General features: G+C 72.5%; 10 protein-coding genes. 3 read left to right on the top strand and 7 right to left on the bottom strand.

The genetic code is table 11. The features are described from left to right. Positions 1-75: 75 nt before the first annotated feature. The 6 genes from OG792_RS15490 to OG792_RS15515 all read right to left on the bottom strand — a co-directional run bounded on the left by OG792_RS15490 (position 76) and on the right by OG792_RS15515 (position 7,532). Positions 76-642 (bottom strand): hypothetical protein, encoded by a 567-nt coding sequence (locus OG792_RS15490; RefSeq protein WP_442932421.1) that lies wholly within the window; start codon positions 640-642, stop codon positions 76-78. Between the two features lie 169 nt (positions 643-811). Beyond that, positions 812-2,563, bottom strand: a complete 1,752-nt coding sequence (locus tag OG792_RS15495) for an ABC transporter ATP-binding protein (RefSeq protein ID WP_329110333.1) — start codon at positions 2,561-2,563, stop codon at positions 812-814. A gap of 129 nt (positions 2,564-2,692) precedes the next feature. Continuing rightward, positions 2,693-4,450, bottom strand: a complete 1,758-nt coding sequence (locus OG792_RS15500; RefSeq protein WP_329110334.1) for an ABC transporter ATP-binding protein — start codon at positions 4,448-4,450, stop codon at positions 2,693-2,695. Beyond that, positions 4,447-5,256, bottom strand: a complete 810-nt coding sequence (locus OG792_RS15505) for an ABC transporter ATP-binding protein (protein WP_329111278.1) — start codon at positions 5,254-5,256, stop codon at positions 4,447-4,449. The genes OG792_RS15500 and OG792_RS15505 overlap by 4 nt, the downstream gene beginning before the upstream one ends. 171 nt (positions 5,257-5,427) lie before the next feature. Further along, positions 5,428-6,495, bottom strand: a complete 1,068-nt coding sequence (locus tag OG792_RS15510) for a FecCD family ABC transporter permease (protein ID WP_329110335.1) — start codon at positions 6,493-6,495, stop codon at positions 5,428-5,430. Beyond that, the gene (locus tag OG792_RS15515; RefSeq protein ID WP_329110337.1) at positions 6,495-7,532 is read right to left on the bottom strand and encodes a FecCD family ABC transporter permease; all 1,038 of its coding nucleotides are present in this window, start codon (positions 7,530-7,532) and stop codon (positions 6,495-6,497) included. Before OG792_RS15515 ends, OG792_RS15510 begins: the two co-directional genes overlap by 1 nt. A 161-nt stretch (positions 7,533-7,693) precedes the next feature. Between OG792_RS15515 and OG792_RS15520 the strand changes: the two genes are divergently transcribed. Both OG792_RS15520 and OG792_RS15525 read left to right on the top strand, forming a co-directional pair. Then, positions 7,694-8,725, top strand: a complete 1,032-nt coding sequence (locus OG792_RS15520; protein WP_329110338.1) for an iron-siderophore ABC transporter substrate-binding protein — start codon at positions 7,694-7,696, stop codon at positions 8,723-8,725. Positions 8,726-8,727: 2 nt separating this feature from the next. After that, positions 8,728-9,663 carry a siderophore-interacting protein gene (locus tag OG792_RS15525; protein WP_329110340.1) on the top strand — a complete coding sequence of 312 codons (936 nt, stop codon included), beginning with the start codon at positions 8,728-8,730 and terminating at the stop codon, positions 9,661-9,663. A gap of 60 nt (positions 9,664-9,723) precedes the next feature. Here the strand turns inward: OG792_RS15525 and OG792_RS15530 are convergent, their stop codons facing one another. Continuing rightward, positions 9,724-10,668, bottom strand: coding sequence for a methionyl-tRNA formyltransferase (locus OG792_RS15530; protein ID WP_329110341.1), 945 nt, complete (start codon positions 10,666-10,668; stop codon positions 9,724-9,726). A 140-nt stretch (positions 10,669-10,808) separates the two neighbouring features. On the opposite strand from OG792_RS15530, the gene OG792_RS15535 reads away from it, so the two are divergent. After that, on the top strand, positions 10,809-12,161 hold the full coding sequence (locus OG792_RS15535; protein WP_329110342.1) for a lysine N(6)-hydroxylase/L-ornithine N(5)-oxygenase family protein: 1,353 nt from the start codon (positions 10,809-10,811) through the stop codon (positions 12,159-12,161). Positions 12,162-12,251: the final 90 nt, after the last annotated feature.

The following is a 12,251-nucleotide window of genomic DNA, read 5'->3' on the forward strand; positions in this document are numbered from 1 at the left end:
TCACATGTCATCCGGGTCGTCGGGCCGCCGCTGGTCCGACCCGCCCCCAGCGCGGGCGGGTCGGCGGTGGGCGGGTTACCTGAGCCAGGGCAGGCGTTGCACGATCGCCAGCCGGGCCCAGGTCCGGCCGAGTCCGAGGGTGTCCCCGGCAGCGGTCAGCGCGAGCCCGGCCAGGACGGCCGCGTTGAACAGGTGGTCGTCCATGAAGATGTTGCTCTCCGGCGGCAGGACGACGGTCCACATCAGGACGAAGAGCAGACCACCGGCGACGGCGGCGACCCGCATGCCGATACCGAGCAGGAGTGCCACCCCGAGGCCGGCGAGACCGAGCATGAACAGCCAGTCCGCCCACGCGCTGCCGGCGATGCCGTTGTAGAAGTCCTTGAACGGCCCGGCCGCGCCGAAGTTCAGGAAGCCCTCGGTCGGGCTGCCGCCGTTGATCCAGGCCGCCTTCGACTCGGTCTCGTGGCCGAGCCCGAAGGTCTTGTCGAGGAACGCCCAGAGAAAGGTCCAGCCCAGGGCGATCCGGACGCCGGCCCAGACGTAGCGGACCGCCTGCTGCCGTACGTTCCCGACCTGCTCCGCGCGCTGCTGCTCGGTCGCGGTCCTCGTACCGGTGTGCCGCTCGGCCATCGCGGTCATTGTCCCCACGTCCTCTCTGGGTATCCGGCCAGGCGCTCTGGCTGTCTCCATTCGACTCCGCTGGGCCGATGGGCAGCAGAGGCCGTGGACCCGTACCGGGACGGGACTTTCGGCCCGTCCCGACGGGACCCCCGCCGGGTGGGGACGCCGCGGGTCGCTGTTCGGCGGGTCAGCGCTGTTGCGACCAGGCCCGCCAGAGCGTCGCGTAGTGGCCGGACTCCCGGCCGACCAACTCCTCGTGGGTGCCGGAGTCGAGCACCCGGCCGCCGTCCAGCACCACTATCCGGTCGGCGGTGACCGCCTGGGTGAGACGATGGGCGACCACCAGGGCCGTACGCCCACGTAGCGCCCGGTCGGCGGCCCGTTCCAGCACCCGCGCCCCGGCACTGCCGGCGTCGGCGGTCGCCTCGTCGAGGATCACCACCCGAGGGTCGGCCAGCACCACCCGGGCCAGCGCCAACTGCTGCGCCTGCGTCACCGAGAGCTGGTGTCCGCCGTCCCCGACGACCGTGTCCAGCCCGTCGGGCAGGGCGAGCGCCCAGTCCAGCGCCTCGACCTCGGCCAGCGCGGCACGCAGGTCCCCGTCGGTCGCGTCCGGCCGGGCCAACCGCAGGTCGTCGGCGAGCGGCCCGGCGAAGACGTGCACCTCCTGGGTGACCACCGCCACCGTCCGGCGCCGCTGCTCCGGCGGCAGCTCGCCGAGGTCCACCCCGCCGAGCATGATCGTGCCCGCCGTCGGCCGGTGTACGCCCGCCACGAGCTGGGCCAGCGTCGTCTTGCCCGCCCCGCTCGCCCCGACGAGCGCCACCCGCTGCCCCGGTGCGATGTCGAGGCTCACCCCGGACAGCACCCGCTGGCCGGGCAGGTAGGCGTACTCGACGTCGACGGCCTTGACCGAGGCGTCCACCGGCGTGGGGTGGTCCGGTGCGGTGGCCGGGGTGTCGAGCTGGGTCACGCCGACCAGCCGGGCCAGGCTCGCCGCCGCCACCTGGGCGTCGTCCACCAGGCGCAGGGCCGAGTTGATCGGACCGAACAGGTTGTGGAAGTAGAGCGTGGCGGCGGCGGTCGTACCGATGGTGACCGCGCCCGCGTCGGTGAGCAGGAAACCGACCACCAGTACGGCCGAGAGCCCGACGAACTCCGCCAGGTTGAGCCGGCCGTAGAACCGGGTGATCAGGCGTACGGCGCGCAGGGCGAGGTCGACCGCGGTGCGGGACCGGTCGGCAACCTGCTCCAGGTGACGCGCGTCGAGCCGGAGCGCCCGTACGGTCGGCGCACCGCCGATGCTCTCCAGTAGTTGCTGCTGCTGGGCGCCGACGGCCAGCCGGTGCGCCGCGTACAGGGACGGGCTGCGGCGCAGGTACCACCGGACGGTGTGCCACTGGATCGGGACGGCGAGCAGGGCGGCCAGCAGGAAGCGGTAGTCGAGTACGGCGAGGCCGACCAGGGTCAGCCCGATCACCAGTACCGAGCGGACCAGTTCCGGCAGCGCGCCCCGGACCGCCTCGGCGATGGCCGTGACGTCGTTGGTGACCCGCGAGGTGAGGTCGCCGGAGCCGGCCTGTTCGAGCCGCCCCAGGGGCAGGTGCAGGGCCCGGTCGACGAACCGTTCGCGCAGGTCGGCAAGCATTCCCTCGCCGAGGCGGGCGATCATCCCGATCCCGATCGCGGTGCTGACCGCGTGGGTGAGCGCGATGGCGACCAGCAGCAGCGCCGGTACGCCGAGCGCGGCGACCGTGCCGCCGTCGGTGACCAGGTCGACGATGTGCCCCAGCAGCGGCGGGGTCAGCAGTCCGATCGCGGTGGCGGCCGCGAGTACGCCGAGCGAGCCCACGGCCAGCGCCCGGCGTCCGCGCAGCAGGTGCCGTACCGCCGCGGTGGTCTGCGCCGGGCTGGCGATCGGTAGCACGTGCTGGGTCACTGGTCTCCCTCGTCGACGGTCGATGGTGGGCGGCGGCGCCCGGCGGTTGACGGGCGCCCAGCGGGTTGGCGTCGGAGCGGCGCGGCGTCGGCCGGGCGCGGCGTGGGTCAGGTGTGGGTCAGGTGTGGGTCAGGCGAGGACCGTGGCGCGGTAGCGCTCGTGGTCACGCAGCAGGTCGGTGTGCCGCCCGACGACCGGTTCCCGGTCACCGTCGAGCAGCACCACCCGGTCGGTGACCGCGAGCAGCGCCGGGCTGCCGGTGACCAGAACAGTCGTACGCCCGGCCCGCAGTTCCCGCAGTCGGCCGGCGATCCGCGCCTCGGTCGCGGCGTCCACGGCGGTGGTCGGCTCGTGCACGACGAGCACCACGGGTTCGGCGTTCAGGGCGCGGGCCAGGGCGATCCGCTGGCGTTGGCCGCCGGACAGCGACCGCCCGCGTTCGCCGACCATGGTGCGCATCCCGTCCGGCAGCACCCCGGCGACCTGGTCGACCGCCGTGGCGGCGAGGACCCGGTCGAGTCCGGACCCGGTCCCGCCGGCCGCCGTGACGTTCTCCAGCACGCTGCCCTCGAACAGCACCGCGTCGTGGGTGGCGGTGAGCAGCACGGTCCGGACCAGCGCCGGATCCAAATCGGTCAGCGGGATCCCGTCGAGGGTGACGGTGCCGTGTACGGGGTCGGTCTCGCGGGCCAGGCAACGGACCAGCGCACCGGCCGCCGCCGGCTCCGGGGCGACGACGCCGAGCAGTTCGCCCGGCGCCACCCGCAGCTCGTCGACGTGCAGCGGACCGTCGACGATGCCCCGCAACCACAGTTCGCCCCGGACCGGAGTGGGCAGGTCGAGGCCACCGACGCGAACCGCGGCCGGGGCCGCGTGCACCGCCGCGACCCGGGCGGCGCTGGCCCGCGCCTGGGCGAGTTCGGCGTTCACCCAGCTCACCAGCGAGAGCGGGTTGAGCAGGAACAGGGCCAATCCGACGGCGGCGATCAGCTCGCCGATGGTGATGTCGCCCCGGATCGCGAGTCGCGCCCCCCACAGGGCGACCACGGTGATGAACACGCCGGTGACCGCGATCAACGCGCCGTCGTGCCACGCCTGGGCCTGGGCGGCCCGCAGGGTGGCGGCCAACGACCGTCGGTTGATCAGCCGGTAGCGGGCCCAGGCCGCCTGTTCGGCGCCGATGCCCTTGAGGATCCGCAGGCCGGCGACCAGGTCGGCGGCGACCCCGGAGGCGTGCGCGGCGTTCTCCTGCTCGGCCGCGCTGCGCCGCTGGAGCAGACCGCCGAGCAGGTGTGCCACCCAGAGCACCGGCGGGGCGCCGAGCAGGATCAGCAGGCCCAGCGACACGGACATGTGCAGCAGGGCGACGGCGGTGGTGGCCAGTGCGGCCACGGCCGCCGCGGCGGCGGTCAGGGCCATGTTGACCGCGCCGACCCGGCTGGCGTCGCTGGTGGCGATGTTGACCAGTGCCCCGGACAGGTGCCCGCGTTCCACCCCGCCGTACGGGGCGAGGACCCGTCCGGTCAGCTCGCGGCGGATCTGGTGAGCCGCCTGTTCGGCCGCGCGTTCACCGAACCGGGCGGCGAACCGGTAGCTGGTCGACAGCGCCGCGAACACCAGCCCCAGTACGGCGAGCCAGCGCACCAGTGCCGAGGTGGAACCGGTCGCCACCGCCCGGTCCACGACCACGCCGATGATGACCGGTATCAGTGCCTCGCCGGCCTGGTGCCCGACCGCGAGCAGGCTGCCGAGGGTCACGTACCGGCCCTGTCCGGTGACCGCCCGGCGCAGGATCCGGCCGGCGGTCGGGCTCGCCGCCGGCGGTGCCGGGTGCGGGTTGCCGGCTTCCGACGTGACCGGCGCCGCCGTTTCGGTGACCCGGCTCATGCCAGCGCCAGGGGAGCGGGCGTACGGGCGCCGTGGTGCCGACCCACCGGGATGATCATCGGCGTTCCGGTGACCGGGTCGACGGTGATCCGGCAGTCCAGGTCGAAGACCTGTTCCACCAGTTCCGCGTCGATCACCTCCGAGGGGGCGCCCTGCGCCACGATCCGCCCCGCCTTCATCGCGATCAGGTGGTCGGCGTACCGGCTGGCCTGGTTGAGGTCGTGCAGCACCATCACGACGGTGCGGTTCTCCTGCCGGTTCAGGTCGACCACCAGGTCGAGTACGTCGATCTGGTGGGCCAGGTCGAGGAAGGTGGTCGGCTCGTCGAGCAGCAGCACCGGCGTACCCTGTGCGATGGCCATCGCGATCCAGGCCCGCTGGCGCTGGCCGCCGGAGAGTTCGTCGACCGGCCGGTGCGCGTGTTCGAGCATGTCGGTGGCGGCCAGCGCGTCGTGCACCGCCCGTTCGTCCGTCGTGGACCACTGCCGCCACCAGGTCTGGTGCGGCGCCCGGCCCCGGGTGACCAGGTCGATCACGGTGAGCCCGGCCGGGGCGACCGGTGACTGCGGCAGGATCCCGATCCGGCGGGCCACCTGCCGGGTCGGCATCGACTGGATCGACCGGCCGTCCAGTTCGACCGCACCCGCGCGTGGGGGGAGCAGTCGGGCCAGGGCCTGAAGCAGTGTCGACTTGCCGCAGGCGTTGGCGCCGACGATCACCGTGATCCGGCCGGGCGGGATGGCGACCTCCAGGTCGTCCACGACGACAACCCGGTCGTAGCCCAGCCGCAGCCCGGTCGCCCGCAGGTCGGGCGGTGCGTCTCCGGCCTCGGCGGCGGTACGCGGGTCGGCCGGTGTGGACGGGGCAGCGGCGGCGGCGCGCGGGTCGAGCGGTGTGGACGGGGCAGCGGCACGCGCGTCCGGCGGTGCGGTGGCGGGGTCGGGGGTGGCGCGGCCGAGCGGTTCAGCGATCACGGGTCAGCCTCCGGAGCCGGTGCGGTTGGCGCGGGCGAGGAGCCAGAGCAGGACCGGGGCGCCGAGCACCCCGGTCACCACCCCGACGGGCAGGTGGTCGTCCGGCAGCACGTGCCGGGCGATCAGGTCACCGGTCAGCACGATCAGTGACCCGGTGAGGGTGGAGACCACCGGCGGCGGTGCGGCCGTACCGGCCAGCCGCTGGGCTATCTGCGGTGCGACCAGCGCGACGAACAGGATCGGCCCGGCGGCGGCGGTGCCGAACGCGGCCAGGCCGACGGCGGTCACCAGCAGCGCCAACTGGGCGCGGGCGACGGGTGTGCCCAGGCCGGTGGCGACCGCGTCGCCGAGTTGCAGCGTACGCAGCCAGCGGCTGAGCAGCACGGTGGCGGGCAGCAGCACCGCCAGGGCCAGGCCGAGCGGGCGTACGTGCTGCCAGCCGCGTTCGTTGAGGCTGCCGACCAGCCAGCCGACCGCCTTCTGCGCCTCGAACGGCAGCGCCTTGGCGATCAGGTAGTCGGTGGCGCTGGTGCACATCCAGGCGACGCCGATGCCGACCAGGACTATCCGGTATCCGGTCGCCCCGCGTCCCCGGGAGAGCAGGTAGACCAGGAGGCCGGTGGCCAGGGCGCCGAGCAGGCCGAGCGTCTGGGTGCCGAGTCCGGCGCCGAAGCCGAGCACGATTCCGGCCACCACCGCGGTCTGTGCCCCGGCGATCACCCCGATCATGTCCGGGCTGGCCAACGGGTTGCGGGTCATGGTCTGGAACACCGCGCCGGAGAGGCCGAACGCGGCTCCGACGAGCAGCCCGACCAGCACCCGGGGCAGCCGTAGCTCGTTCACCACGAGCAGCGTGCCGGCGTCGCCGACGCCGAACAGGGCCGGTACCACGTCGGCCACCGCTATCGGGTAGTCGCCGGTCGCGACACCGAGGCAGAACACCCCGAAGGTCGTGATCGCGAGCAGGGTGGCGACCACCAGCGCCCGTACCGACACCACGCCGGAGACCGCGCCACGGCCGAGCCGGAAGGTGGCCCGCCCGGCGGTGGTGGAGAGTTCGAGCAGGGCCATCAGAGTTCCGCCAGCCGACGCCGGCGGACCAGGGCGATGAAGAACGGCGCGCCGAGGAAGGCGACGATGACCCCGACCTGGATCTCGCCGGGCCGGGCCACCACCCGGCCGGCGATGTCCGCGGTCAGCAGCAGGATCGGGGCCAGAACCAGGGTGTACGGCAGCAGCCAGCGATAGTCCGGCCCGGTGATCATCCGCACCAGGTGCGGTACGACGAGTCCGACGAAGACGATCGGTCCGGTCACCGCGACCGTGGCGGCGGCCAGCACGGTGATCGCCGCGGCTCCGCCCAGCCGGATCAGGCCGACCCGGCGGCCGAGCGAGGTGGCCACCTGGTCGCCGAGCGCGAGGCTGTTCAGCGCGGGCGCCAGGGCGAGCGCGGCGAGGATGCCGACGAGGAGGAACGGCAGCACCCGCAGCAGGGTGCCGCTGGTCTGCCCGGCGATGGAGCCGGCGGTCCAGAACCGGTAGCGGTCCAGTGCCAGCGGGCTGGCCAGCACCATGGCGCTGGTCAGGGAGCCGAGCAGCAGGGTGACCCCGACCCCGGCCAGGGCCAGCTTCACCGGTGTCGCGCCGCCGCGGCCGACCCCGCCGAGCAGGTAGACGGCGGCGCTGGCCAGCAGCGCGCCGAGGATGGCGAACCAGATGTAGCCGTACAGGCCGGTGAGGTGCAGCACGGCGCTGGCGGTGACGATGCCGAAGGCGGCACCGGCGCTGACCCCGAGCAGGCCGGGGTCGGCCAGCGGGTTGCGGGTCAGCCCCTGCATGACGGCGCCGGCCAGGCCGATGGCGGCTCCGGCGAGCAGCCCGAGCACCGTACGCGGCAGGCGCAGTCCGCGTACGATCGCCAGGATGTCCTCCGGTGTGCCGCCGGGGTCCACAAGGGAACGCACCACCTGGGTCGGTGGGATCTGGCGGGCACCGATCGCGATCGACAGCAGACAGACCAGGCCGAGTACGAGCAACCCGGCGCCGAGCGCGACCACGTGTCGTCTGGTCCGCCCCGACAGGGTGGGTGGCCGGATCGGTGTGCTCACATGGTCTCCCCTCGCGGTCGTGTCATCGACGCGGATCGGCGCTCGACACGGGTGTGAGCATCCTACGGCTTGAGGTTAGGTTAGCCGACCCTTACTATATGGCAACCTCTCCTCGGCCCGGGTGCCGAGGCTCGCTGGACGCCGATTCCCGAAGGGGACCAATGCATAGCCCGTCGAAGATAGTCAATGGCCGGTCCGGCCTGCTGGCGCGGACGCTGGTCGCGGTGGCGCTGACCGCCACGGTGGCCGCCTGTGGCGGCGAGTCCGCCGAACCGGACGCCGCCGCGCCATCGGCCACCTCCGGAGCGTTCCCGGTCACCATCGAGCACAAGTACGGTTCGACCACCGTCACCAAGGCGTCCACCCGCGTGGTGACCCTCGGCCTCAGTGACCAGGACACCGTGCTGGCGCTGGGCGTCACGCCGGTCGGGGCGGTCGACTGGTTCGGCGAGCGCCCGTTCGGCAACTGGGCCTGGGTCAAGGACAGGTGGGGCAGCACCCCGCCGGAGATCGTCGGCGAGCGGGACGACTATCAGGTCGAGAAGATCGTCGCGCTGAAGCCGGACCTGATCATCGCGCAGTACACGGGCATGACGCAGGAGCAGTACACCACCCTGTCGAAGATCGCCCCGGTGGTCGCACAGTCCAAGAAGTACGACGACTATTCCACGCCGTGGGACGAGATGGCCCGGGTGATCGGGCAGGCCCTGGGTCAGCAGCCGAAGGTCGACGAGTTGCTCGCCGCGATCGACCAGCGGCTCGCCGACATCCGCAAGCAGCACCCCGAGTTCGCCACCCAGACCGTCGTGGTGGCCGACCCCAGCGAGCCGGGCACGTACGCCGCCTTCGCCAAGAGCGACCCCAAGGCGCAGCTTCTCAACGAGATGGGCTTCAAGCTCTCCGACCAGGTCGAACAGATCGCCGGCAAGGACACCGCGGCGGTGGTCAGCTCGGAGCGGCTGGACCTGCTCGACGTGGACCGGTTGGTGCTGCTGACCACCGACGAGTCGGTGGAGCCCAGGGTCAAGGCCGACCCGGTGTACGCGGCGCTGAAGGTGGCCAAGGAGCAGCGGGCGGTGTTCGTGCCCTACATGGAGCCGCCGGTCGGCGCCGCACTGTCCTTCGTGACCGTGCTCAGCGTCCCGTACGCGATCGACCAACTGCTGCCGATGCTCGTCGCTCCCGGTCGGTAAACATGTCGGCCTACCTGCCGTTCGCCGTACGGGTGCTGCGGGTGCAGCGGTTGAGCCCGACCTTCGTACGGGTGACCGTGGCCGGCGAATCTCTCGCGGGGTTCGCCGGCCACGGCTTCGACCAGCGGATCAATCTGCTGTTCCCGCCCGGCGGGGACGCGGGCCTGCTGCCGACCGGCCCGGACTGGGTGGACCGGTGGCAGGCGGTGCCGGCCGACCGGCGCCCACCGCTGCGGACGTACACGGTGCGGGCGTTCCGGCCGGAGAGCCGCGAACTGGACCTGGACTTCGTGCTGCACGGCGACGTCGGCCCGGCCTCCCGCTGGGCGGGTGCCGCCCGCCCCGGTGACCCGCTGACCGTCATCGGCCCGGTCGCCGGGCATCCCGGACCGGTGGCGGACGTGGCCTGGGCACCACCGCCGGGCACGGGGCGGCTGCTACTGGCCGCCGACGAGGCCGCCCTGCCGGCGGCGTCGGCCATCGCCGGGACACTCCGACCCGAGGAGCGGGCGACCGTCGTCCTGGAGGTGCCGGAACCGGCCGACGCGATCGAATTCGATACGCCGGCCGGGGTCACCGTGATCTGGTTGGCCCGCAGCCGGGGGGAGCGACTCGGGCCGGTGGTCCGTGACCTGCTCACCGACCTGGTACCGGTGCCCGCCGGGATGACCTCGTCGGTCCGATCGGGACGGCCGGCGGAACGTGTGGGCGGGTCCGGCGACGGGCCGGCGGTGGCGCCGGACGACGGCGACGACGACCCGTGGGACGTGCCCGAACCGGGCGCTGCCGCTGGTTCGGGTGGCTTCTACGCCTGGCTGGCCGGGGAGGCGGGCGCGGTCGTGGCGCTGCGCCGGCACCTGGTGGGCGAGCGGGGGGTGGACCGGCGCTCGGTCGCCTTCATGGGCTACTGGCGCCGGGGCAGGTCCCAACCGAACTGACCGCGCTCGGGCGGGTGCGCCCCCGGCAGGCCGAAGGAGGCGCACCCACCCGTACGCGGGTCAGGGCTGGTTGGTGAGGTAGCCGCCCATCGTGTGGAAGTACTCGGTGGCCGGGTACTCGGTGCCGTCGTCGGTGCGTACGCGCTTGATCACCAGGCCGTGGCTGCGGCCGTGCCGGGCCTGCGTGCCGGCGACGATGACGATGCCGTCGTCCTCCCTGATGAAGACCCGACCGGGGGTGCCGCCGTAGTAGCCGCGCGACACGCCGGCCTCGATCACCCGGATCCGCTCGCCCCGGTGGTGGGTGAACGCGTTCGGGTACGGGTCGGCCAGCGCCCGGACCAGCCGCTCCAGGTCCTCCGCCGGCCAGGTCCAGTCGATCAGGCTGTCCTGGATCGATCGCTTGTGGAAGAAGCTGCCCTGGCTTGGGTCCTGCTTGGTCCAGTCAGTACGACCGGATTCGATCAGCGCCAGACCGTCCAGTGTGATCGGCCCGAACAGCGCCAGGGTGCGGTGGAACAGGTCGGCGGTGGTGTCGGTCGGCCCCACCGGCACCGCGCGCTGGAGCACGATGTCGCCGCCGTCGAGGGCGTCGTCCATCAGGTGGGCGGTGACCCCGACCTCCGGTTCGCCGTTGATCAGCGCCCAGATCAGCGGGGAGAATCCGGCGTACTTGGGCAGCAGTGAGTCGTGCACGTTGAGGGTGCCGTGCCGGGGGATGTTGAAGATCGCCGGCGGCAGCCAGGTGCGCCAGTTGGTGGCCACGATCACGTCCGGGTCGGCCTGCTTGACCTGGTCGGCCAGTTCGTCGTCGGGGCGCTGGCGCAACAGCACCGGTACGTCGTGTTCGCGGGCCAGGTCCGCCACCGAGTCGTCCCACATCTGCTCGTACGCGTGGTCGCTCTTGGGATGCGTCACCACCATGACGACCTCATGTTCCGAGTCCAGTAGCGCCCGCAGGGTCCGATGACCCCAGGTCTGGTAACCGAACATGATCACTCGCATGTGGAGGCCTCCTGGCGTTTGGGGGATACTAGTCAGGCAAGGCTTACCTAGCTAGCGGGTACGGTGTTGCCGTCGACTCATTGACCGCGATTTGAAGCAAGGGTAGCCTACCCTAAATCGACGATCTAGGGGTGTGGTCCATGGCGCACGTACCGCCGCATGACGAGGTGCCTGTTTACGACATCGTCGGAGTGGGGTTCGGGCCGTCCAACCTGGCCCTGGCCATCGCCCTGACCGAACAGGCCGGCGCAACCGCACCGGGCGAGTCGACACCGCCGCTGAGCGCGATCTTCCTCGAACGACAACAGAGCTTCGGCTGGCACCGGGGCATGCTCCTGGACGACGCCACCATGCAGGTCTCGTTCCTCAAGGACCTGGTCACCCTGCGCAACCCCACCAGCCGGTTCAGCTTCCTGGCCTACCTGCACGCCAAGGACCGGCTGGTCGACTTCATCAACCACAAGACGCTCTACCCACTGCGGATCGAGTACCACGACTACCTCGAATGGGCCGCCGCCCAGGTGGACGACCTGGTCCGGTACGGCCACGAGGTGATCGGCGTACGCCCGGTGACCACCGACGACGGCATCGAGCTGGTCGACGTGCTGGTCGACACCGGCGAGGGCACCACCGTGCACCGCGCCCGCAACCTCGTGCTCGCCACCGGTCTGCAACCCCGGCTACCGGCCGGTGTGATCGCCGACGACCGGATCTGGCACAGCCGCGACCTGCTGTTCAACCTCGACCGGCAGACCGGCGCGGCACCGTCCCGGTTCGTCGTCGTCGGCGCCGGACAGAGCGCCGCCGAGATCACCGCGCACCTGCACGAGCGGTTCCCCGACGCCGAGGTCTGCGCCGTCTTCTCCCGGTACGGCTACAGCCCGGCCGACGACAGCTCGTTCGCCAACCGGATCTTCGACCCCGGTGCCGTGGACGACTACTTCGACGCGCCCGCCGAGGTCAAGACCCAGCTCATGGACTACCACGGCAACACCAACTACTCGGTGGTGGACGGCGACCTGATCGCCGAGCTGTACCGGCGCAGCTACCGCGAACAGGTGCTCGGCCAGTCCCGGCTGCGGCTGCTCAACACCTCCCGACTGCGCGCCGCCGTGTCGGACCCCGACGGCGTACAGGTCACCATCGAGACCCTGATCACCGGGCAGCCTGCCGTACTCGACGCGGACGTGCTGGTCTGCGCCACCGGTTACGACCCGGTCGACCCGGCCAGCATGCTCGGTGAACTGAACCGCTACTGCCACCGCGACGAACTCGGCCGGCTGCGACTGGACCGGGACTACCGGGTGTCCACCGGCGACGAGCTGCGCTGCGGCGTCTACCTCCAGGGCGGCACCGAACACAGCCACGGGATCAGCTCCTCGCTGCTGTCCAACGGCGCCGTACGCGCCGCCGAGATCCTGGAGTCGATCGTGGCCCACCGCGACACGCCCAGCCCGGTGCCGGCGTACCCGGCCGCTGCCCTGCGGGGCTGACCGCCGTCGGTGCCACCCGGCCGGTCCGCCCGGCCGGTCGGTGCCGGGCCACCCCCTGCCTGCCCGACGCGGGACCGGCCGCGCCGTCCC

Origin of the sequence: Micromonospora sp. NBC_01699 (genome assembly GCF_036250065.1) — a bacterium.
GTDB lineage: Bacteria > Actinomycetota > Actinomycetes > Mycobacteriales > Micromonosporaceae > Micromonospora_G.